Here is a 21734-nt window from a genome sequence, read left to right on the forward strand (position 1 = left end):
CAAGTGTAGGCGTGCACCAGCCGGCGGCGCAGGGCTAGCGGTTCCTTTCGTACCGCCACGGCAGCGACCCGGTGGAGAGCCGGTGCCTGGCCCCGGCGGCCGCCGCCGGCCCGGGACCGGGGTAGGCGTCGTCGCCGGCCCAGACGATGACCTGACCGCCGGCCGGGTCGTCAATCACGTGGCTCTCATAGTTGAAAGGCTCCGTGTTCCGGGCGGCTTCCAGCGCGTCCGCCACGGTATCGAAGCGGCCCAGTTCATGCAGGGTTACCCAGGTCGGCGGGACCAGCCGCATCAGCCCGGACTCATGCCGCCGGAGCGCTTCGCCGGGCCGCATCCAGGCGAAGCCGGCCAGCTCGCCGTCGTTGAGCTCGACCTCCCCGGCCGGTGCCGCTGCGGTGAAAAACCATGTTTGGAAGCGGCGGACCAGGCTGTGGCGGGGCACCCAATTGGACAGGTGCACCAGTTCCTGGCCGCCGATCCGCAGGCCGGTCTCCTCGAAGGTCTCGCGCGCCCCTGCGATCTTTGCCGCCGCCAGCTGCCGGCCCTGGTCACCTTCGACGGCGCCGCCGGCCCCTGTGCGGGCTTCGGCTTCGGCTTCGGCTTCGGCTTCGGCTTCGGCTTCGGCTTCGGCGGCACGGTAGTCCCCCGGGTCCACCTTGCCGCCGGGGAACACCCAGGCCCCCGCGAAGGATCCACCGCCGGGGCGTTCCAGCATCAGGACTTCCAGTCCCTCCGGGCCGTCGCGCAGCAGGATGACTGTTGCCGCCAGCTCGGCCTGGTCCATTTGTTTGTCCACCGCTTTATCCACACCCTTAGCTTAGGACGGCGGCGGAAGGCGTTGATTCGAGCCGAGGAGATGGCCCGCGGGTGCACCGGCGGCGTGTCGTGCCTACTTCCGGGCCAGCAGCCGCTCAACGCGCGGCTTGACCTCGGTGGCCAGCAGCGTGATGGAATCGATCAGGTGCTCGTGCGGCAGCCCGCCGATGTCGGTCTGCAGGAAGTGGCGCACATGTCCGAGGTATCCGTGCAGGTGGGCAATCCGCTCGGCCACGTCATCCGGATCGCCGACGTAATAGGCGCCCGGGGCCTCGGCCTGGGCCAGAAAAGCGCGCTTGTCCGGTGCGGGCCAACCACGCAGCCTGCCCATTTCCACGTTGAGGTTGTGCCAGCCGGGGTAGAACCGGTCGAGGGCCTCCTGCTTGCTCGGCGCCACCAGCCCGAGGGCGGCAACGGAAACCTTGATCTGCGGACCGCTGTGGCCGGCCTGGGCCGCGGTTCGCCGGTAGAGCTCGGCCAGCGGAGCGAACCGGTGCGGGGCTCCGCCGATAATCCCGTAGGAGACGGGCAGCCCGAGCTGCCCGGCCCGGGCGGAAGAACCGGCGTTGCCCCCGGTGGCCAGCCAGATGGGCAGCGGCCCGGCGGCAGGGCGCGGCACGACGGCGAGGTCCGCGATGGGCGGCCGCCGGGATCCGCTCCACGTCACTTCGGGGGCGCGGCTGTTGTTGATGGCCATCAGCAGATCCAGCTTCTGCGCATACAACTCGTCGTAGTCGCCCAGGTCGTAGCCGAACAGCGGAAACGTTTCCACCGATGAACCGCGGCCCGCGGTGATCTCGACGCGGCCGCCGCCGGAAATCGCGTCCGCCGTGGAGAACTGCTGGAACACGCGAACGGGGTCGTCCGTGGAGATGATGCTGGCGGCGCTCCCTAGCCGGATCTGCTTCGTGGCGGCCGCGGCCGCGGCGACGATCGCGCCCGGTGAGGATGCGGGCATGCTGGTGGTGTGGTGCTCGCCGATCCCGAAGTAATCCAGGCCAACCTTGTCGGCGTGGAGGATCGCCTCAAAGAGATTGCGGATGGCCTCCGACGTCTCCCGCTGGCTGCCGTCCGGATTGAGTTGCGTGTCGCCGAAGCTGTAGGCACCGATTTCCATGTCTTGTCCTGTTCTGCCGGTCGATGCCGTCATGGACGCGCCGGTTCGTTGGCCTCCGCCAAGAGGCCTCGGAGCTCGTCGGCGGCATGGGCGGCGTTGAAGATGCGGGTGCCCGGTTGGAAGGCGCGGCCGGCCGACAGTGGGCCGGCATCGATCGGGTCGTAGCCGAGGCGATCGATGAAGGCCGCGACCAGGATTTTGGCGTCGTCGTGATCGCCGGCAAGAGCCAAGGCGCGGCGGGCGGCGGAGCCGGCGCTGCGGCTGTCCTCTTCGAGTTCCCGGTACCCGATGTGGTTCAGGGTTTTGACCACGTGCGCGCCCGCCAGGAAATCCTGGACGACCTCGCTGCTGCCGCGCGGGTCGCTCTCGAAGTCGCCGATCACGCCGTCGGTCGAAGCCCAGTAGTTCATCGCATCGATCACGGTCTTGCCGGCCAACCGGCCCGGATCCAGCGTGCGGTATCTGTGCAGTGGAATCGCGGCGAGAACCAGGTCCGCCGTCCCCACTTCGGCGGCGCCGACCGGCTCCGCCCCCGGCGTGATGATTTCCGTCAGCAAGGCGATCTCTGCAGCCGGCTTGGACGTTGCGATCTTCACCCGGTAGCCGGCCTTGAGCGCCTGCCGGGCGACGGCGGTGCCCACGCGGCCGGCCCCCAGGATGCCAACGGTGCCAAGCTTCATTTCAACTCCAGTCTGCGAATATGCTGTCCGACAGACTATATTCATCGCAGATTATCTGTGCAACTTCGCATGATTCGTTATCATGAGAGGCATGACAGGAGAACGAGCCGCCACAGCGGACAGGACGCACAGCCCGGTTCCCGGCGACTTCGGATGGAACCTCGGGATGGTCCTGCGCGGGTACCAGTCAAAATTCGAGGAGGCCGTCACCGGGATGCCGGAAGGCATCCGCGGCTACCAGATCCTCTCCGCCGTCGTTCATCGGGACCCGCCGAACCAGCAGGCCCTCGGGGCCCACTTGGCGATCGACCGCACCGTACTGACCTACATCCTCGATAAACTCGTGGCCGCCCGGCTGGTGGAGCGCGTCCCCGCCGCCAACGACCGGCGCGCACGGAAAATCGTTCCCACCGCACAGGGACGGGCCGCACTCTCGGAGCTTGAGGTCCGCGTCGCACGTGCCGAGCAGGAGTTGCTCTCCGGCCTGTCGCCGGAGGACGTGCGCACGCTTTCCGCCTTGGTCGAGATGTTGGCCATGGGAATCCACCGCGCGCAGCCGAACTCCAGCCCGTGCGAGGCGATGGACCACCTGCCCTAAACTCGTCAGCATGTGGATCGGCTGGATTGAGTTCGACCTGCTCCTGGGCGACGTGCATTCGCTCAAGGAAAAGCGTTCCGTGCTGCGGCCGATCATCGCCGAGGTGCGGAAGCGGTTCGATGTCTCAGTGGCGGAAGTCGGCCAACAGAACCTCTACCGGCGGGCCGAGCTAGGCATCGGGCTGGTAGGCGGCGACCGGGCCCATGTGGTCCAGGTGCTGGACACGGCCGAGAACTACATTGCCTACCGCCCCGGCGTGGACCTGCTCAGCACGCGGCGGAAAATACACTCGAGCGACGACTGAGCCCGGCCCCGCGCCGGCTGCAAACCGGTCCTGCAGGCCGCCGGTGCGCATCGACCGGCGTGGATATTGGTAGCGTTGGTCACGCCCATGATCCGCGCCACATCCGGAGGCTCCGTTGACTACCCCCGCCACCGACGAGCAGTTTTCCACCGTCGAGGAGCTTGTCCGCCACCGCTATGCCTCCGACAAAGCGTCGCAGCACCTTGGCATCGAGGTGCTCGAGGCCGAAGAAGGCCGCGTGGTGATGTCCATGGGCGTCCAGGACTACATGCTGAACGGCCACCACATCCTGCACGGCGGCTACCTGTTTACGCTCGGCGATACGTGCTTCGCGTTCGTTTGTGAGTCACTGGGCCGGCCGTCGGTCTCCCGTCAGGCGGAAATAACGTACATTGCGCCCGGCGCGGCGGAAGCCCGTCTGGTGGCCACCGGCGTCGAACGTACCCGCTATGGCCGCAACAACATCGTGGATATCTCCATTCACGACCATGACGGCCAGCACTTGGCCGAGATGCGCGTCTACGGCGTGCTGGTCCCGAAGAAGTAGTTTCCCCCTGCACCAAAGGAGCATTCCCGATGTCCGCAGTGCCCGCGATCGATCTCAACAACGGCGTCAGCATCCCGCAGCTGGGCTTCGGCGTCTTCAAGGTGCCGCCGGCTGAAACGCAACGGGCCGTTGAAGCTGCACTGGAGGCCGGTTACCGCCACATCGACACCGCCGCCGCCTACCGCAACGAGTCCGGCGTGGGGGCGGCGATCAGATCCAGCGGAATTCCGCGCGAGGAACTGTTCATCACCACGAAACTCCGCAACGGCGAGCAGGCGACGGCCCGCAAGGCGTTCGATGCCAGCCTGCGGGAGCTGGGCCTGGACTTCGTGGACCTGTACCTGATCCACTGGCCGGTGCCATCGCAAAACCTCTACCTGCGGGCGTGGCACGAACTCGAGGAGGTCTACGCCGAGGGCCTCAGCCGCGCGATCGGCGTCTCCAACTTCCTCATCGAGCATTTGGAAACCGTGCTGGCCGCCGGCGGTACGGTTCCGGCGGTGAACCAGATCGAAATCCACCCCACCTTCCAGCAGCGCGAGGTCGCGGAGTTCAGCCGTGGGCACGGCATTGCCGTCGAGGCCTACAGCCCGCTGGGCCAAGGTGCGGATTTGGAGAGCCGGACGGTCACCGCCATCGCGGCAAAGTATCTGGCGACCCCGGCCCAGGTGGTGCTCGCCTGGCATCTTGCCAACGGCGCCGTCGTGATCCCGAAGTCCGTCAATCCCCGGCGGATGGCGGAAAACCTGGCCGCGGCACGGCTCACGCTCGATGCGGAGGACCTGGCCGCGATCACGGCGCTTGACGCCGGCGGTCGCATCGGCGCGGACCCGGCCACGGCAGCCTTCACGCAGCTCTAGAAACGACGGTTGCCGGTGTCCGCGTTGGACACCGGCAACCGTAGGGAACCTGCTGAGCGCAGGCTGAGCGCTAGAGCCGGCGGTACTCGGCCACCATCGGGCAGTCGAACGGGTCACGCGCCGACAGGCCGACCTTGTTCAGGTACTGGACCACGATGCCGTAGGACTTGGGCAGCGACGTTTCGGTGTACGGGATGCTGTGGTTGGCGCAGTATTCGCGCACGATGTGGGCGGCCTTGGCCAGGTTGGGCCGCGGCATGCTCGGGAACAGGTGGTGCTCCACCTGATAGTTGAGTCCGCCCATGAGCGCGTTGAGGGCGCCGCTTCCCGCGGGAGTGCGGCCAACGATGTTGCGGCTGGTCAGGACCTGGCGGCTGAGGAAGTCCACCTTCGAGTCCTTGGGGATCAACGGCATGCCCTTGTGGTTCGGCGCGAAGGACGCACCCATGTAGACGCCGAAGACGGCCAGCTGGACCCCGATGAAGGCGAACGCCATGCCGGTGGGCAGGAAGATGAAGATCGCGGCAATGTACAGCGACAGCCGGGCGAAGAGGATGGCCAGTTCGCGCTTGCGGCCCTTGACGGGGCCGCGGGCAAACAGCGACCTGATGGAGGTGGCGTGCAGGTTGATGCCCTCGAGCATCAGCAGCGGGAAGAACAGGTAGCCCTGCCGGCGGGTGAACCAGGCCATTAGGCCGCGGCGTTCGGCGGCCTGCTCCGGCAGGAAGGAGACGGTGTCCTGCTCGATGTCCGGGTCTTTCCCGATGGTGTTCGGGTTGCCGTGGTGCCGGGTGTGCTTGTTCATCCACCACTGGTAGCTGATGCCCACCACGGCGTTGGCCAGGAACCTTCCGGCGCGGTCGTTGGCCGGGCCGGTTTCGAAGACCTGCCGGTGCGCGGCCTCGTGGGCCAGGAACGCCAGCTGCGTGAACAGGATGCCCAGTGCGCCGGCAATCAACAGCTGGAACCAGCTGTCGCCGAGCAAAACGAATCCGGTGGCCGCTCCGGCCAGCCCCAGCGCCAGCGCGACAAAGAGGCTGATGTAGAACCCCCTGCGCTTTCGCAGCAGACCTGCATCCCGCACGGTACTCAACAGCTGGGAGTAGCCGCTGGCGGCGGAAGAACCGCGCTTGCTACGGGTAGAAGTTGTCGGTGGAGATACAGATATGCTCATGCAGCCTTCAGTGGATCGGGTCCGACTTCCCAGCCGCTTTAGTAGGGCGTGTGCCCCGTAGATGAAGATCACTTTACGGTAGCAACCTGAACGCGTCCTGAACAGTGGGGGCCGTGGTAGTGCCATTCGGCTTCCCGTTCAAAGTCCTGTACAGTGATTCTTGTAGTTGTTGTGTTGCGCATTTGATTTTGAGCAACAAGCCCTTCACCGAAGGGTTTGTGCTTCTCTGAACGGCGGACGAAAAACACCGCTGCAAGCGACCCGTGAAGTCCGCGGGCCGTGTAAATACTCGGAGGAGTACAAATAATGGCAACTGGAACCGTCAAGTGGTTTAACTCTGAAAAGGGCTTCGGCTTCATCGCTCCGGACGACGGCTCGGCCGACGTTTTCGCTCACTACTCGGCTATCGAGAACAGTGGCGGCTACCGCGAACTGCGTGAAGACCAGAAGGTCGAATTCGAAACCGTGCAGGGCCCCAAGGGCCTGCAGGCTGCCAACATCCGCGGCCTCTAAGACGGCAGCGGCAACGCCGCTCTAGTCTTTTCCAATGGAGCCGGTTCCCGTACGGGAGCCGGCTCCATTGTTGTGTCCGGCTGTTTTGCCCGCTGTTTTGCCCGGCAATTCATTCCCACTGGCAGTAAGCGAGCCTCCGGGGGCAAACTTGAGGCATGCCCTTGACACCAGTGCCCGCCAGTACCGCAACCTTCGTGGCCGACATGGTCCTGCAGATTTTGATGTTCACCGGCATCGCCGTGCTCTGCGTCGGGACGGCGGCGGCCGTGGCCGTGTGGCTGGTGGTCCGCAGGATCCGGCGCTCCCGCAGGTTGAGGAACGGGCTCCGCAGGGGGTCTCTCACCGTCCGCAGTTTCACCCGGGACGACGCAGGACGCCGCCTGGCCCGCCAGCGGCTCGGGTTGCAGCGCTCGGCGGAAGCGACGGAACGGGCACTCGCCGCGGCACGGTCGGAGGGTCGCCCCGTCGGGGAGCTGCCGCTGGTGGCGGCCAGGCTTGAAACTGCTTCCCGGTCCCTGGACGAACAGCTGAAGCTGGCGGAAGGCGAACCGGTGCTTCAGGTGAAGCGCTCCCTCGCCGCCAGCCTGAGCGGGCGGGTCGAACAACTCAACCGGCTGTCAGGCCAATTGCGGCAACAACTGGTGGAAGCCGGGTATTCTGCCGACGCCGAACAGCTGGACCTGGCCGGGCAGCATCTGTCCCGGGAGATCGAGGCGCTGCATGCCTGGTCCTCGGCCTACCGCCGTGTCCGCGACGGGCGCAGCACTGCTGTCCCGCCACGCCTTCGCTCCGGCTTCCCGCCGCGCCGCCAGCCCGCCCCGGCCCAGCGTCGGCCCGATCCCATGAGGAGCTAACGTGTCCATCAAGCACCGCCTCGGACGCATCATCCGCGCCAACCGCGCGGCGAAAGAGGCTCCGGTCGATCCCCTGGCGGCCATCGAGGCCAGCCAGCAGCGACAGTCCCAAGCAGTAGACCAGGCACGCCGCAGCGTAGCGGACATCGCGGCCGACTGCCGCCGGATCGGGCTGCTGCTGGATGAAGCCAAGGCAGAGCAGGCGTACTGCGACCGCCAAGCCGAAGAGTGCGTGGCCCGCGGCGACGACGACGGGGCCCGCGAGTTCCTGCACCGGAGCATCACGGCGTCGAAGCGCGTGGAAACCCTCTCCAGGCAATATGAGCGCATGGCCGATCAGTGGCGCCGGCTGGACGGCGAGTTGGCCCGGTTGTCCTCGCGGATAGACGAAAGCCGGATGCGCTACCAGACCCTCCAGGCGCGCCACAACGTCGCCCAGGCCACCCTCGGCATGCAGCAGGCCGCCTCGGCGGCAGCCGGCAGCGCAACCGGAATGCAGTCCGCCGCCCGGGATGCTGAGCGGGAGACCCGGCGCATCGAGGCCGAGGCATCCGCGCGCAACGAAATCGCGTGGTCGGATCCGGACTCGCCGCAGGTGCAGGATGCCTTCGAATGGCTGGAGGCCAGCACGGAAGTCGACGACCAACTGGGCGCGCTGAAGTCGCGGCGCGACAAGGCGCCGGAAGCCTGATGGCCGCAGTCACCAGACCCGTCGTCGCCGTGCTGTACAAAGACCAGCTGCCACCGGGCATGGAGGATGTGGAGGCCGCCGCCGAGGTGCGCTATGCCACCGCGGATCAGCTGGCCGAGGCCCTGGACGGCGCACAGGTGCTGTTCCTGTGGGACTTCTTCTCCTCGGCCCTGGAGGACGCGTGGCATGCCGCCGGGTCGCTGGAGTGGATCCATGTGGCGGCCGCCGGCGTGGACAAGCTCCTGTTCCAGGACCTGCGGGATTCAGGCGTGGTGGTTACCAACGCCCGAGGCATCTTCGACCGGCCGATCGCCGAGTTCGTGCTCGCCGGGATGCTCGCCTTCGCCAAGGACCTGCCCGGCCTGCTGTCCCTGCAGCGGGAGCGCACCTGGCAGCACCGCGAGACCGAACGCTTGGAGTCGGGCCGCGCGCTGATCGTCGGCACCGGTGCCATCGGACGCGAGATCGCCCGCGTGCTCAAGGTCCTCGGCCTGAGGGTTGCCGGGGCCGGGCGGACCGCCCGCAGTGATGACGCAGACTTCGGCGAGGTGTACGCGTCGTCGGAACTCGCCGCCGTCGTCGGAGACTTCGACTGGGTGGTGATGGTGGCACCGCTGACCGAAGAGACCCGGCACCTCGTGGACGCAGCCGTGCTGGAGGCGATGAAGCCCACGGCCCGGCTGGTCAACGTGGGCCGCGGGGCGTGCGTGGACACCGATGCACTGGTGGCGGCGCTGCGGTCCGGCGCCATCGCCGGAGCCGCCCTCGACGTGTTCGAAACCGAGCCGCTGCCGGCCGACCACGCGCTCTGGACGATGGACAACGTGATCATCTCGCCGCACCTCAGCGGTGACGCGCGGGGCTGGCTGCCCCAGCTGGCGGGGCAGTTCGCGGACAATTTCGCCCGCTACATGCAGCTGCAACCGTTGGAGAACATGATCGACAAGAAGCTGGGTTTCGCGGCGCCCGCAGGATCGTGAACGAGCAGCCGGCCAGGGTCGACCGCGGCAGCCTCGTAATCCGTGCGGCGCCGCCGAAAATCTACCGCGCCATGACAGATCCCCTCAGCCTTGAAGCGTGGCTGCCTCCGGAGGGCATGGCCGGACGGGTGGACCGCTTCGATCCGCGGACCGGCGGAGGGTTCCGCATGGTCCACGAGGCCGGGATAGCCTCGTCCCTGGCGAACCTCGCCGCGCATGTCGAGCAGGGAACCTTCTAAGGCACGTCTGTGCTGCGGCCCCTTCTCAGCGCGCGCCTTCGGAAGGTTCGCCCTCTTAGCGGATTTGCTCCCCCGTGACGGCGTCGATGAATACGTCGGTGCTGGAGCCGTCTTCGCGGTCGATCTCGATCTCCCACACCGGGAGGCCGTCCTCATTCCCCAGCGTTACTTCGTCCACGTTCCCCGGTTCGGCTTCCGCGGCGGTGACAAGTGCCTCGGACATGGAGACCCTGGTTTGCTCCAACTCTCGGGAGTGCTCCGGTTCGGCACCCCCGGATTCCCGTTGCTCAAGCACCTCGCTGCCGTCCGGCGAGACCTGTACCTCGATCTCGGCATCGACGTCGAAGACGTCCACTTCCCAGGCCTGAAGCCGGTCGCTGAAGTCGAGTTCGATCGCGGAACTGCCGTGGACGGCGGTGACCGCGGTTTCGACAGCGGCCCTCGCATTGCGTTCACCGGGCATGGCAGATCCGGTGCCGCCAGGGCTCGGGTTGCCGGCCCCGGCCGGGGTTTCGGCCGGCTGGGCCTGGCCCGGTTCCGGCTGGGATATGTCGTCGCCGGTGGCGTCACAGGCCGAGACCGTAAGGGCCAGCCCGGCAGCAATCGAAAGGGCAATGAAGGTCTTCCTCAGCTGTTCCATAGACCGATTCTCCGCCCCGGCAACCGGCTTGGCCATGCTCCGGGCCCTCCGCTGTCCCGGTAAGCCCGACACCATGCACTGCTGTCCTAGACTGGCATCGAATGCCCCCGAGTGATCAGGAGTAGGACTTTGGCCGACAATCCGACGTACCAGAACGTCACGTTCGAATCCGCAGGCACCGAGGCCCACGGTTATCTGGCCGTACCTGAGTCAGGGTCCGGCCCCGGCGTCATCGTCATCCAGGAGTGGTGGGGCCTGGTGGATCACATCCGCGATGTTGCCGACCGCCTCGCCGCCGAAGGTTTCGTCGCGCTGGCACCGGACCTCTACGGCGGACGCATCGCCCACGACGGCAAGGAGGCCGCCGCGATGATGTCCAAGCTGCCGGAACAGGAAGGCGCCCGGCTGCTGGCCGGCGCCGTGGACTACCTGCTGGCCCACGAGTCGGTCACCAGTTCCACCGTGGGTGCCATCGGTTTCTGCATGGGCGGCGGCTTTGTGCTGGCGCTGGCCGCGCAGCAGGGCGAGCGCATCAGCGCGGCCGTTCCGTTCTACGGCGTGGGCCAGGGCGTGCCCACGTCGTATGAAGGGGTCCGCGCCGCCATCCAAGGCCACTACGGCGAACAGGACTCGTCCTACCCGGTGGAGAAGGCCAAGGCGCAGGAGGAGCAGATCCGCCGCGAGTCCGGCGCGGAAGTGACCTACTACTTCTACGACGCCCCGCACGCCTTCCACAACGACGAGAACCCGCAGGGCAACTACCGTCCCGAGGAGGCCAAGCTGGCCTGGAGCCGGTCCGTGCAGTTCCTCAAGGACAAGGTCAAGTAGCTTCCACCGGTTATGGGACGACGTCGGTGCTCACCCCGGGCACCGACGTCGCCCTTCTTTCGATGCATCACTCCGCGTCGGATGGCTCCCGCTCCGGCGTGAGATAGAGCTTCCGCAGGGTTTCGTGCACGGTCCACGTGGTGCGCATTCCTGCCGACAGCAGCATCAGCGAGCCCGGGGCCAACGGGACCGCCGTCCCGGCGGCGTCATGGGCGTCCTCGTGGTGGAATGCCACGGTGGCGCTGCCGGAGACGACCAAGAACAGTTCGTCGGCTTCCGTATCGTTCATGCTGCCGGTGGACATTTCCCAGACGCCAACGCCGAGGTCGCCCAGCCGGCCCAAGCCGTGCAGGGCGGTAGTCGGCGCGCCCTCGGCCACTTGGGCTGCCGGCACGGGCAGGTGTTCCAGTGTCAGGTCGGTGATATTCAGCGGCAGTCCGGGGGTCAGTATCTTCATCAGGGTGCTCCGTTCGCATGTTGGCCGGGAGGTCCGTCAACCGTGGCTTCAACGAATTGCCCAGGCCGGGCCTCCCATCGCTGTGATCGCATTCCCCCATTGTGACCGTCGGCGGCCACTTTTCCGCGGCGGCGGCTTCCGGCCACGACGTCGTGCCCGGCCCGGCGCAGTCCTTCGGTCCCCCTCCCCGACCGGGGCGGAGCAGGAAGCCATGTTGTTCTTTCACGGGGGCCGCTACTCTGTTGACCATGAAGCCCGAGGCGGCGTTGGTCGGCTGGCTGCTCGACTCCGATCCGACACTGCGCTGGCAGGTCGAACGGGACCTCGCACATGCGCCGCCTCCGCAGTGGGCGGCGACGAAAGCGAGGGTGGCCGCCGAGGGTTTCGGCGCGCGGCTGCTGGCGCACCAGGACCCCGATGGCCAGTGGGCCGGCGGGGCCTACTTCCCCAGCGACTTCGACTTCCAGGGGCCGGAAGCGGCCGAGGGTGCCGGACAGCCGTGGACGGCCACCACGTGGTCGCTCAATTCCCTTCGGGACTGGGGCCTCGACGCAACAGTGCTGGCCGGCACGGCCGACCTGCTCGCGGCCAACAGCCGCTGGGAGTACGAGAACCTGCCGTACTGGGACGGCGAAGTGGACTGCTGCATCAACGCCTTCACCCTGGCCAACGGCGCGTGGCTGGGTGCGGACGTGGGCCGGATCGCCGCCTGGTTTATAGAGCACCAACTGCCCGACGGCGGCTGGAACTGCGAGTGGATCGAAGGTTCCACCCGCTCGTCCTTCCATTCCACGCTCAACACGTTGAAAGGGCTGCTGTATTACGAGTCCGTCACCGGGGGCTCAGACGATCTCCGCGCCGCCCGCCACGCCGGCGAAGAGTACCTGCTGGAACGCCGGCTGCTGTACACCCGGTCCACCGGTGAACTCGTCGGGCCTTGGGCTGCGCGTTTTGCCTTACCCGTTCCGCTGGCTCTACAGCGCGCTGAACGCCGTGGACTACTTCAGGTCGGCAGCGCTCCACGACGGCACGTCAGCCGATCCCCGGCTGGCCGACGCCATGAAGCTCATCGCGTCCGCGCGCCGGCCCGACGGCACGTGGCTGCAGGAACGCCGCCACCCCGGCCGCGCCTGGTTCGACGTCGACGTGCCCCCGGGCGAGCCGTCCAAGTGGCTCACGTTCTACGGCACGCGGGTGCTGGCTTGGTGGGACGAGGCAGGCGTCCTCCCACCCGCTCCGGGCTACCGGTCCGAGACGGTGTGACGTCGGTCGCGGGCCTCTTAAACAGGACGAGCGAAGCGGTGACCCGACACCGGGAGCTCGATTTCAAGCAATTGCGAGGCGGTGATGCCAACGGATTCCCCCCAATTTGCCGGGTGCAATCTCCGTGGCTATCCTTGCCTTATCCACGGGCCTCCCGGTCTAGTCTCTGACCGGTTGTAGATAACGGGTGGACACTTCTTTTTGTTAAGGACTAGGGAGTTCTACATGCATTTAACGCCCCGTGAGCACGAAAAACTCATGATTGTGGTCGCCGCCGACCTTGCCAGAAGGCGCCAGCAGCGCGGCCTGAAACTCAACCATCCCGAAGCGGTGGCCCTGATCACCTATGAACTGATCGAGGGCGCCCGCGACGGCCGGACGGTCGCGGACCTGATGAGCTACGGAACCACGATCCTCTCCCGCGGCGACGTCATGGACGGCGTGGCGGAGATGATCGCCGATGTGCAGGTCGAGGCCACTTTCCCCGACGGCACCAAGCTGGTCACCGTCCATAACCCGATCCGCTGAGCCTGAGGAGAGCACCCATGAAACCGGGAGAATACATCCTGCGCGGCGAGCCCATCATCTGCAATGAGGGCGCCGCGACCCGCATCATGAACGTGACCAACCGGGGCGACCGCCCGGTCCAGGTCGGGTCGCACTACCACTTCGCCGAGGTTAATCCTGCGCTGGACATGGACCGGGTCGCGGCGCGCGGCTTTCGCCTGGATATTCCGGCGGGCACGGCCGTGCGATTCGAACCCGGCGACGCGCGCAGCGTGCACCTGGTGGAGATCGCCGGGAACCGCGAGGTCTACGGCTTCCGCAACCACGTGAACGGGTCGCTGGGCGCCAGCGTCCCCCCGGCCTACACCGAGGCCATCGGCGGCACCGCCGGCATCAATGCCGAGGCCGAGCCGGAGCTGGCGGCCGAATACAACATCGACCTGCCCAACGTTGGCTTCGAGGGGGCCGGCTTCCACACCACGTACGGCATGGACCCGATCGATGAATCCCGCGGCCCGAAGGCCGCCGGCGCCGGCAGGAAGGCGGGCGGGCGCGGCGAGGCCGCGGAGAAGACCGAACAAACTACCGGCGAGAAGACCGACGGCGGCGGGGAGGGACAGCGATGAGCTTCGAGATGAACCGCAGGCACTATGCGGAGATGTACGGGCCGACCACCGGCGATGCGATCCGGCTCGCGGACACCGACCTGCTGCTGGAGATCGAACACGACTACACGCGCTACGGCGAGGAAGTGGTCTTCGGCGGCGGGAAGGTCATCCGGGACGGCATGGGCCAGAACGGACAGCGCACCCGCGACCAGGACATTCCGGACACGGTCATCACCAACGTCGTCGTGCTGGATTACAGCGGCATCTACAAGGCCGACGTGGCACTGCGTGACGGGCACATCTTCAAGATCGGCAAGGCCGGCAACCCGGACATCTCCGACGGCGTCGACATCACCATTGGTGCCGCGACGGACGTGATCGCCGGGGAGCACAAGATCCTCACCGCGGGCGGCATCGATACGCACGTTCACTTCATCAGCCCCGACCAGGTGCCGGTGGCCCTGGCGAACGGCGTCACTACCCTGATCGGCGGCGGCGCCGGGCCGTCGGATGCCTCCAAGGCGACCACCGTGACGCCGGGGCCGTGGCACATCGGCCGGATGCTGCAGGCGGTTGACGACCTGCCGATCAACATCGGGCTGCTGGCCAAGGGCCACGCCAGCGCGCGCGGTCCGCTGGCCGAACAAATCCGGGCCGGGGCCATCGGCTTCAAGGTGCACGAGGACTGGGGCGCCACAACCTCCTCGATCGACATGTCGCTGCGGATCGCCGACGAGTTCGACGTGCAGGTCGCCATCCACGCCGACACCCTCAACGAATGCGGTTTCGTGGAGGACACCATCCGCGCCATCGACGGCCGCGTGATCCACACCTTCCACACCGAAGGCGCCGGCGGCGGGCACGCCCCGGACATCATCCGCGTCGCCGGGCTGCCCAACGTCCTGCCGGCTTCGACCAACCCGACCCTGCCCTACACCACCAACACGCTCGACGAGCATCTGGACATGCTCATGGTCGCCCACCACCTGAACCCGGACATCCCCGAAGACGTGGCCTTCGCCGACTCCCGGATCCGCAAGGAGACTATCGCCGCCGAAGACGTGCTGCATGACCTCGGCGTCTTCTCGATCACCAGCTCGGACGCCCAGGCCATGGGCCGTGTCGGCGAGATGGTGCTGCGGACCTGGCAGGTGGCGGATGCTATGAAGCGCCAGCGGGGCAAGTTCGAGCAAGACCCGGAAATCGGCGACAACTTCCGACTCAAGCGCTACGTCGCCAAGTACACCATCAACCCCGCGCTCGCCCACGGCATCGCCGACTCCGTCGGCAGCGTCGAGGTGGGTAAGTTCGCCGATCTGGTGCTTTGGGATCCGGCCTTCTTCGGCGTCAAACCGGAGATGGTGATCAAGGGCGGACAAATCGTGCAGTCCATCATGGGCGACGCGAACGGTTCCATTCCTACCCCGCAGCCGCGGACCCTCCGGCACAACTTCGGGGCGTTGGGCAGCGCCGTGCACTCATCCTCGATCACGTTCATGCCGAAGATCGCCATCGACGAGGGCATCCCGGACCGGCTGAACCTGCGCCGGACCGTCCGCGCGGCCCACGGCATCCGCACCCTGACCAAGGCCGACCTGAAGTACAACGGGGAGACCCCGGACATCCAGGTCGACCCGCAAACCTACACCGTCACGGTCAACGGTGAAGTAGCGACCTGCGAGCCCTCGACCGTGCTGCCCATGGCCCAGCGCTACTTCCTGTTCTAGACCGAGCCATACCCGAAAGGACGTAGTCAATGATTATTGAGCGCGTCATCGCCAACCGGCACGATCTTCCGCACGCGGAGCTTGCCGGCCTGCACGAGGAGAAGGTGGCACTTCCCAGCAGCGAACTGGTCAAACGCGTCCAGCGCGTGACCACCGATCACGGCCGCGAAATCGGCATCCGCCTGGCCACGCCGGGAGACCTGCGCGACGGCGACATCCTGTTCCGCGACGAGTCGAACGTCATCGTGGTCAGCGTCCTGCCCACGGACGTGCTGGTGATCGCCCCGCGCACCATCCGCGAGATGGGCGTGGTGGCCCACAGCCTGGGCAACCGGCACCTCCAGGCGCAATTTTTCGACGCCGGAAGCGACTACCGGGCGGAGGTCATGGTGGTGCAGTACGACCACACCGTCGAAGACTATCTGCAGCACATGCAGGTGCCCTACTCCCGGCAGGAGCGGGTCATGCCCGTGCCGTTTCGACATGCCGAACACACGCACTGAGGCACCCGGGCGCCACCCGTCGTCGTACCTGCTGCCCCTGCTGCAGCTGGCCGACTCCGCCCTGCCCACGGGCGCCTTCAGCCACTCGTTCGGGCTCGAGACGTTCCTGACACGCGGGCTGGTCCGCGACGAAAAGACCTTCGCGGTTTGGCTCGGCCAGTTCATCCACACCCAGCTGACGTACAGCGACGGCCTCGCCATCCGGCTGGCCCTGGAAGCCCGCTCGACGGCGGAGCTGCGGGAGCTGGACGTGATGCTGGCGGCGCAGGCCCTGCCGCGGCAGGTGCGCGAGGCGGGCGTGAAAATGGGTGCGCGGATGCTCCAGATCGCCTCGGTCATCCTCGACAGCGACGAGATCGAGCAGTACCGCGAGGACGTCGCCAGCGGCGCGTGCAGCGGGCATCCGGCGCTGGCGTTCGCCATCGCCGGGCGCAGCCTGCACGTTCCGCTGCCGGAGCTGCTGGGCACCTACCTGTTTTCGACGGCGACGTCGCTGACGCAGAACGCCATCCGCGGCATCCCGATCGGCCAGGACGCCGGGCAGCGGGTGCTGCGCCAGGCCCATCCGGAGATCGCCGCCGCAACGGCGAGGATCGCCGGGCTGGGACGCGGCGACTTCGGCGCCGCCGCCCCGGGACTGGAAATCGCCCAAATGCGCCACGAGCGGCAGCGCGCCCGCATGTTCATGTCCTGACGTGCCGCCGCCACCACAAGACCCGGCCGCCCGCGGCCGGCCCACGGAACAAGGAGTAAGACAATGGAACCCATCAAGATCGGCATCGGCGGCCCCGTCGGCGCCGGCAAGACCCAGCTGGTCGAGCGCCTGACCCGGCACCTGTCCGGCGAAATCTCCATGGCCGCCATCACCAACGACATCTACACCATTGAGGACGCGAAGATCCTGGCCGCCAACGGCGTGCTGCCGCTGGACCGGATCATCGGCATCGAGACCGGCGGCTGCCCGCACACCGCCATCCGCGAGGACACCTCGATGAACTCCGCCGCGGTGGAGGAATTAGTCAACCGGCACCCGGACCTGCAGGTCGTGTTCATCGAAAGCGGGGGCGACAACCTTTCGGCGACGTTCAGTCCGGAACTGGTGGACTTCTCCATCTACATCATCGACGTGGCGCAGGGCGAGAAGATCCCGCGCAAGGCCGGCCAGGGCATGATCAAGTCGGACCTGTTCATCATCAACAAGACCGACCTGGCGCCGTTCGTGGGCGCCGACCTGTCGGTGATGGAGTCCGACTCGAAGGAATTCCGCGGAGACAGGCCGTTCTGCTTCACCAACCTGAAGACGGACGAGGGCCTGGACAAGGTCATCGCCTGGCTCCGCCGCGACGTGCTGATGCAGGACCTGGCACAATGAGCGCGGCCCAGCCGGCGGGCGTGCAGCTTCCCACCGGTGAGCTGCGCCTGACGGTGGGCCAGCGCGGCGGCCGCGGCGTCGCCACCTCGCAATACCACCAGGGCGCGCTGCGCGTCATCCGCCCCCACTACCTGGACGCGTCCGCCCAGGTCGCTTACACGATCGTCAACCCGGGCGGCGGCTACCTGGGAGGGGATGTCTACGAGGTGGACGTCCAGGTCGAGGACCAGGCCCGCCTGCTGCTGACCACCCAGTCCGCCACCAAGATCTACCGGACGCCGGGCGATCCGGCCGTGCAACACACCCGGTTCCGGCTCGGCCCCGGTGCAAGCCTGGAGTACCTGCCCGACCAGCTCATCGCGTACCGGGAGGCCACCTACCGGCAGGAGACCGTCGTCGAACTCGCCGCGGACTCCTCCCTGGTGATGTGTGACGTGGTCACTCCCGGCTGGTCCCCGGACGGCAGGCCCTTCCGCTATGAGGAGGTGCGCATCCGCAACGACATCTACCGCGACGGCCGCCTGCTCGCCCTGGACAACCTGTTGATCCGCCCCGCCGATCCGGACGCGCCGCTGTCCAGCATGCTCTTCCTCGAGGACTATTCACACCTGGGCTCGATGCTCGTGGTCGACCCCCGGGTGGACGACGTCTTGGTGCGGGAGTTGCAGGACCTGCTGGCCCCGATGGACCCCGGCGGGCAGCTCGGCCTGTCGCTGCTCAACGGCCCGGGCTTCGCCCTGCGCGCCCTGTCCCGCAGCACCGACACGCTGAACGCCATGCTGCACGCCGCCGTCGATCTGCTCCGCCACCGCTGGTTCGGCCAGCAACCACTGAATCTTCGCAAGTACTGACCGAGCCTTGTTGGAGGCAATGATCTTCTTCCCGTCACCGGCCCCTGCCCCGCGCGAACGCGACATGCGCGACGGCCACACCTCATGCGACTCGGACCCGCTGCTGCGGTCAAGGCTCCGGCGTCGCCATCTCTTCTGGGTCTTGACGCTGGCCGCGCTTCTCCTCGCCGGAATGGTGCTGTCCGTGGCGACCGGGCCCGTCATGCTGAATACCGCGACCGTAGCCCAAGTGATCTGGTCGCATATGCCGGGCCAACTATCCGCGTATCAGCCTGATCCAACAGCCTCTGCAATTGTTTGGGACGTGAGGCTGCCCCGCGTGCTGCTCGGATGCGCTGTTGGCGCCGGATTGGCGGTATGCGGAGCAGCCCTGCAGGCAATGGTGCGCAACGTGCTGGCGGACCCCTACTTGCTCGGCATAAATTCGGGGGCTTCCAGTGGTGCAGCAGCCATGATCCTGTTCGGCGTCGGTTTGGGTGTGGGCGAACACGCTCTGCCCGCGAGCGCCTTCATCGGTGCGCTGACCGCGTCGATGATGGTCTTCCTGGTCGCACGCTCGGCCGGACGGGTAACCTCAATCCGGTTGCTGCTGGCCGGCGTTGCGATCGGGTACGCGCTGACCGCCGTGACCAGCTTCCTGATCTTCGCCTCGGGCTCCGCAGAGGGCGCCCGCTCCGTGATGTTCTGGCTGCTTGGGTCCCTGGCCCTGGCCAGGTGGGGAAGCCCCCTGGCGATCGTCGTCGTGGTGGTCCTGATAACCACTTGCCTGCTGGCTCTCAGCGGACGGCGTTTGGACGCTCTGGCCATCGGTGACGAAACTGCGCACATTGTCGGCGTTGCACCCGGCAGGTTCCGCACCCAACTACTGGTCATCATCTCCCTGTGCATCGGCGTGGTCGTCGCGGCCTCCGGATCGATCGGTTTCGTTGGACTGGTAGTTCCGCATTTGGCCCGCAGGCTGGTCGGCGCCGCCCACTCCCGGGTTGTCCCGGTCTCTGCCCTGCTCGGCGGGATCTTCCTGATCTGGGCCGACTTGCTCGCTCGGACCCTGCTGCAGCCGCAGGAATTGCCGATCGGGATCATCACGGCTTTCATCGGGGCTCCCTTCCTGCTTTACCTCATCCGCAGGATGCGCCCGGCGGGCTGAGTGTTTACCCCACGCCCGCGTTATCGCTCACATCCACTAGCCTGAGGAGAATTCATGAAAGCTGCCGCCCACCTGCTGTCCGCCGCAGCCGCGGCGGCATTGGCCTTCGGCCTGGCCGGCTGCGCCGGGACTTTCGGGAGCGCCGGGAACGCCGAAAACGCCGGGGCCCCCGAGGCACCCGAGGCCGATGGGTACCCGCTGACCGTCACCAATTGCGGCGCAGCAGTCACCCTGGAGGCGCCGCCGGAACGGGTTGTCCTGCTGGACAGTTCACCGGTTTCCTACCTGGCAGCACTGGGTGTCATGGAAACGGTCGTGGCCCGCGCAGGCGTCTACCCGTCCGAATACTTCGACCCAGCCACCGAAACCGAATTCGCCCGCATTCCGCTCTTGACCGACCGCTTGGACACAACGGGGCACCTGCAGATTTCGCAGGAAGTCGTCCTGGCGCAGAAACCGGACCTCGTCCTCGGCTCGGCTGAAAACCTCAACCGTGAAACACTTGCCGCCGCCGGCATCCCGATGCTGCAGGAACCGTCCTTTTGCCCCGACGCCCCGCAAACGCCGGAGTTCAGCACTATTGAAGATCAGCTCCGCACCTACGGCAAGGTGTTCGACGTCGAAAACCGGGCGGAGAAAGCAGCCGGCGAGCTCAAGGCCAGGGTGGAGCAAATCACCGCCAGGACGGCCGGCACCGGTGGCCGCACTGCGGCCGTCCTTTACCCGACAGTCGGCGGCGGAAGCACCTACGCCTACGGCACCGAGTCCATGGCCCAACCGCAGTTGGAAGCCGCCGGGCTGAAAAACGTTTTCGACGACATCAACCAGAGGGTCTTCGAGGTCACGCGCGAGGAACTCATTGGCCGTAACCCCGATGTCCTGATCCTGCTCCACTCCGCCGGGGACCCACGCGAGGTCGCCGACGCCGTGACGTCTTTGAAGGGAGCCTCCTCCATGACCGCCGTCGCCAACGATGACATCCTCGTGCAACTGTTCAACTTCACCGAGCCGCCGTCCCCGCTGTCGGTCACCGGACTCGAGCGGATCGCCGAGCGGTTCGGCCAGTGATTTCCGGCTCCGGCATCTCCTTTTCCTACGGCTCCCGCAACGTCCTGGACCGCGTTGACCTCCACGCCCGGCACGGCGAAGTCCTCGGCCTGGTGGGACCGAACGGCAGCGGCAAGAGTACCCTGCTGCGGATCCTGTACGGATCACTGGCCCCGCACGCCGGCACCGTCATGCTGGACCACACGGAACTGCTCCGCCTCAACGCACAGGAGCGCGCGAGGACGGTCTCCGTGGTCGTGCAGGAGACGCCGGGCGACCTGCCGCTGCTGGTTTCCGACATGGTGCTGCTGGGCCGCACCCCGCACCAGCCGCGGCTGGGTCGGCGTAAGGCGCGGGACGAACAGGCCGCCGCTCGCGCGCTGGAACGGGTCGGCATGCTTGGCCAGGCGGACCAGAGCTTCGAGCTGCTCTCCGGCGGGGAACGGCAGCGGGTACTGATCGCCCGGGCGCTGGCGCAGGAAGCCACGCACCTGCTGCTCGACGAACCGACCAATCATCTGGACATCCGCTATCAACACGAGATCCTCAAGCTGGTGCGCGATCTGGCGGGGACCAACAACCATGCCATCGTCGTGGTCCTGCACGACCTCAACCTCGCCGCTGCCTACTGCGACCGCGTCCTGCTACTCAACGAAAGCCGGGTGGTCGCAGCCGGCACACCGTCCGAGGTCCTGGTCCCGGAATACCTTGAGCCGGTGTACAAGATCGGGGTCCGCCGTTTCCCAGTCGACGACGGCTTCCAACTGGTGTTCAGCCCATTCCCTGTAGCTCGGCCATCAAACTGAGTGCGTCCCTTGTCCACGGCGAGTGGCCAAGAACAACCGTCGAAGGCATGGCGGCGGCCTCAGCCAACGTAGACGATTCCGTTGCGTCTCTGCCGGCTAGGTGGGGCGCAAGGGCCTCTTGATGCCAAACCTGTCGTTACCGAGGTCACGAATGACACCGACGAGCCGCGTCTTGAGCTCCTCGATCTCGCCGTCGTCCTCGCCCAAAAGCTCCTGTCCCAGTTTCACCACGTGTTGGAAGGTCGCCTCGCCTCGCTCCGAGATGTTAACCCGTTGCTCGCGGCGGTCGTTTTTGCTGCGGGCTCGGGATATGTAGCCAGTCGCTTCCAGCCGTGCCAGGGTCTTGCCCACGGTCTGGGGCTGCACCCGCACGCGCTTTGCCAGCTGCGCCTGCGCCATCGGCCCCTCGACGGCCAGGATTTCCAGCACCGTTGCTCCGGCGTGGGTCAGGCCGAGGGAAGCCAACTGCTCGTTCCACTCGTATTCGACAAGCCTCGCGGCTGTGGACAGGAGCCGGGGCATGGGCCATTTCGAAAGATCGGGCATGCAGGATTATAAGCAAACTGACCTTTGAATGGTCAATGGTTTAGCCTCGGTGCTGGGCC

At 66.8% G+C, this 21734-nt stretch carries 26 protein-coding genes and 2 pseudogenes; 21 read left to right on the forward strand and 7 right to left on the reverse strand.

Going from position 1 to position 21734, the window contains the following annotated elements; genetic code table 11:
* Positions 1-34 precede the first annotated feature (34 nt).
* The 3 genes from AC5RUP_RS01270 to AC5RUP_RS01280 form a co-directional block, all read right to left on the reverse strand.
* Entirely contained in the window at positions 35-808 is a 774-nt protein-coding gene (locus AC5RUP_RS01270; protein ID WP_494158220.1) for an NUDIX hydrolase, read from the reverse strand.
* 81 nt (positions 809-889) lie between these two features.
* A complete protein-coding gene (locus AC5RUP_RS01275; RefSeq protein WP_494132424.1) occupies positions 890-1933 on the reverse strand; it encodes an LLM class flavin-dependent oxidoreductase in 1044 nt (347 codons plus the stop codon).
* A 29-nt stretch (positions 1934-1962) separates the two neighbouring features.
* Positions 1963-2613 carry an NADPH-dependent F420 reductase gene (locus AC5RUP_RS01280; RefSeq protein ID WP_494153392.1) on the reverse strand — a complete coding sequence of 217 codons (651 nt, stop codon included), beginning with the start codon at positions 2611-2613 and terminating at the stop codon, positions 1963-1965.
* A gap of 91 nt (positions 2614-2704) precedes the next feature.
* Between AC5RUP_RS01280 and AC5RUP_RS01285 the strand changes: the two genes are divergently transcribed.
* The 4 genes from AC5RUP_RS01285 to AC5RUP_RS01300 all read left to right on the forward strand — a co-directional run bounded on the left by AC5RUP_RS01285 (position 2705) and on the right by AC5RUP_RS01300 (position 4922).
* Entirely contained in the window at positions 2705-3211 is a 507-nt protein-coding gene (locus AC5RUP_RS01285; RefSeq protein WP_494132426.1) for a MarR family winged helix-turn-helix transcriptional regulator, read from the forward strand.
* Positions 3212-3221: 10 nt separating this feature from the next.
* Positions 3222-3515 (forward strand): DUF503 domain-containing protein, encoded by a 294-nt coding sequence (locus tag AC5RUP_RS01290; RefSeq protein ID WP_494000918.1) that lies wholly within the window; start codon positions 3222-3224, stop codon positions 3513-3515.
* A gap of 115 nt (positions 3516-3630) precedes the next feature.
* Positions 3631-4062, forward strand: a complete 432-nt coding sequence (locus AC5RUP_RS01295; protein ID WP_494013685.1) for a hotdog fold thioesterase — start codon at positions 3631-3633, stop codon at positions 4060-4062.
* A 29-nt stretch (positions 4063-4091) separates the two neighbouring features.
* Positions 4092-4922 carry an aldo/keto reductase gene (locus tag AC5RUP_RS01300; RefSeq protein ID WP_494153391.1) on the forward strand — a complete coding sequence of 277 codons (831 nt, stop codon included), beginning with the start codon at positions 4092-4094 and terminating at the stop codon, positions 4920-4922.
* A gap of 70 nt (positions 4923-4992) precedes the next feature.
* Here the strand turns inward: AC5RUP_RS01300 and AC5RUP_RS01305 are convergent, their stop codons facing one another.
* Entirely contained in the window at positions 4993-6096 is a 1104-nt protein-coding gene (locus tag AC5RUP_RS01305) for a fatty acid desaturase family protein (protein WP_494065151.1), read from the reverse strand.
* A 306-nt stretch (positions 6097-6402) separates the two neighbouring features.
* Between AC5RUP_RS01305 and AC5RUP_RS01310 the strand changes: the two genes are divergently transcribed.
* From AC5RUP_RS01310 to AC5RUP_RS01330, 5 genes are all read left to right on the forward strand, one after another.
* Positions 6403-6609 carry a cold-shock protein gene (locus AC5RUP_RS01310; protein WP_127512299.1) on the forward strand — a complete coding sequence of 69 codons (207 nt, stop codon included), beginning with the start codon at positions 6403-6405 and terminating at the stop codon, positions 6607-6609.
* A 155-nt stretch (positions 6610-6764) separates the two neighbouring features.
* Positions 6765-7463 carry a hypothetical protein gene (locus tag AC5RUP_RS01315; RefSeq protein ID WP_494065152.1) on the forward strand — a complete coding sequence of 233 codons (699 nt, stop codon included), beginning with the start codon at positions 6765-6767 and terminating at the stop codon, positions 7461-7463.
* Between the two features lies 1 nt (position 7464).
* Positions 7465-8154 carry a PspA/IM30 family protein gene (locus tag AC5RUP_RS01320; protein WP_494153390.1) on the forward strand — a complete coding sequence of 230 codons (690 nt, stop codon included), beginning with the start codon at positions 7465-7467 and terminating at the stop codon, positions 8152-8154.
* On the forward strand, positions 8154-9134 hold the full coding sequence (locus tag AC5RUP_RS01325; RefSeq protein ID WP_494153389.1) for a D-2-hydroxyacid dehydrogenase: 981 nt from the start codon (positions 8154-8156) through the stop codon (positions 9132-9134). The genes AC5RUP_RS01320 and AC5RUP_RS01325 overlap by 1 nt, the downstream gene beginning before the upstream one ends.
* Positions 9131-9373 carry a hypothetical protein gene (locus AC5RUP_RS01330; RefSeq protein ID WP_494153388.1) on the forward strand — a complete coding sequence of 81 codons (243 nt, stop codon included), beginning with the start codon at positions 9131-9133 and terminating at the stop codon, positions 9371-9373. The genes AC5RUP_RS01325 and AC5RUP_RS01330 overlap by 4 nt, the downstream gene beginning before the upstream one ends.
* A gap of 55 nt (positions 9374-9428) precedes the next feature.
* Here the strand turns inward: AC5RUP_RS01330 and AC5RUP_RS01335 are convergent, their stop codons facing one another.
* Positions 9429-10013 (reverse strand): PepSY domain-containing protein, encoded by a 585-nt coding sequence (locus tag AC5RUP_RS01335; RefSeq protein WP_494153387.1) that lies wholly within the window; start codon positions 10011-10013, stop codon positions 9429-9431.
* A gap of 129 nt (positions 10014-10142) precedes the next feature.
* Between AC5RUP_RS01335 and AC5RUP_RS01340 the strand changes: the two genes are divergently transcribed.
* Positions 10143-10841 carry a dienelactone hydrolase family protein gene (locus AC5RUP_RS01340; protein ID WP_494153386.1) on the forward strand — a complete coding sequence of 233 codons (699 nt, stop codon included), beginning with the start codon at positions 10143-10145 and terminating at the stop codon, positions 10839-10841.
* A 67-nt stretch (positions 10842-10908) separates the two neighbouring features.
* Here AC5RUP_RS01340 and AC5RUP_RS01345 read toward each other — a convergent pair whose 3' ends face one another.
* Positions 10909-11298 carry a cupin domain-containing protein gene (locus tag AC5RUP_RS01345; RefSeq protein WP_494153385.1) on the reverse strand — a complete coding sequence of 130 codons (390 nt, stop codon included), beginning with the start codon at positions 11296-11298 and terminating at the stop codon, positions 10909-10911.
* Between the two features lie 248 nt (positions 11299-11546).
* Between AC5RUP_RS01345 and AC5RUP_RS01350 the strand changes: the two are divergent.
* The 11 genes and pseudogenes from AC5RUP_RS01350 to AC5RUP_RS01400 all read left to right on the forward strand — a co-directional run bounded on the left by AC5RUP_RS01350 (position 11547) and on the right by AC5RUP_RS01400 (position 21129).
* Positions 11547-12561, forward strand: a pseudogene (locus AC5RUP_RS01350) (squalene cyclase).
* 225 nt (positions 12562-12786) lie between these two features.
* Positions 12787-13089 (forward strand): urease subunit gamma, encoded by a 303-nt coding sequence (locus AC5RUP_RS01355; protein ID WP_494000932.1) that lies wholly within the window; start codon positions 12787-12789, stop codon positions 13087-13089.
* 17 nt (positions 13090-13106) lie between these two features.
* Positions 13107-13541, forward strand: a pseudogene (locus tag AC5RUP_RS01360) (urease subunit beta); the annotation flags it as partial.
* Between the two features lie 149 nt (positions 13542-13690).
* A complete protein-coding gene (gene ureC, locus AC5RUP_RS01365) occupies positions 13691-15403 on the forward strand; it encodes an urease subunit alpha (RefSeq protein WP_494000933.1) in 1713 nt (570 codons plus the stop codon).
* A 29-nt stretch (positions 15404-15432) separates the two neighbouring features.
* Positions 15433-15906, forward strand: a complete 474-nt coding sequence (gene ureE / locus AC5RUP_RS01370; RefSeq protein ID WP_494132437.1) for an urease accessory protein UreE — start codon at positions 15433-15435, stop codon at positions 15904-15906.
* A complete protein-coding gene (locus AC5RUP_RS01375) occupies positions 15887-16600 on the forward strand; it encodes an urease accessory protein UreF (protein ID WP_494153384.1) in 714 nt (237 codons plus the stop codon). The genes ureE and AC5RUP_RS01375 overlap by 20 nt, the downstream gene beginning before the upstream one ends.
* Positions 16601-16663: 63 nt before the next feature.
* Complete coding sequence (ureG, locus tag AC5RUP_RS01380) at positions 16664-17278, forward strand: urease accessory protein UreG (protein ID WP_494153383.1); 615 nt, start codon at positions 16664-16666, stop codon at positions 17276-17278.
* Entirely contained in the window at positions 17275-18129 is an 855-nt protein-coding gene (locus tag AC5RUP_RS01385; RefSeq protein ID WP_494153382.1) for an urease accessory protein UreD, read from the forward strand. Before ureG ends, AC5RUP_RS01385 begins: the two co-directional genes overlap by 4 nt.
* 64 nt (positions 18130-18193) lie before the next feature.
* Complete coding sequence (locus AC5RUP_RS01390) at positions 18194-19276, forward strand: FecCD family ABC transporter permease (RefSeq protein ID WP_494153394.1); 1083 nt, start codon at positions 18194-18196, stop codon at positions 19274-19276.
* Positions 19277-19330: 54 nt separating this feature from the next.
* Positions 19331-20344, forward strand: coding sequence for an ABC transporter substrate-binding protein (locus tag AC5RUP_RS01395; protein WP_494153381.1), 1014 nt, complete (start codon positions 19331-19333; stop codon positions 20342-20344).
* Positions 20341-21129, forward strand: coding sequence for an ABC transporter ATP-binding protein (locus tag AC5RUP_RS01400; protein WP_494065166.1), 789 nt, complete (start codon positions 20341-20343; stop codon positions 21127-21129). Before AC5RUP_RS01395 ends, AC5RUP_RS01400 begins: the two co-directional genes overlap by 4 nt.
* Before the next feature lie 96 nt (positions 21130-21225).
* Here AC5RUP_RS01400 and AC5RUP_RS01405 read toward each other — a convergent pair whose 3' ends face one another.
* Positions 21226-21675, reverse strand: a complete 450-nt coding sequence (locus AC5RUP_RS01405) for a MarR family winged helix-turn-helix transcriptional regulator (protein ID WP_494065167.1) — start codon at positions 21673-21675, stop codon at positions 21226-21228.
* Positions 21676-21734: the final 59 nt, after the last annotated feature.

This window comes from Arthrobacter sp. Y3223151, assembly GCF_059091125.1.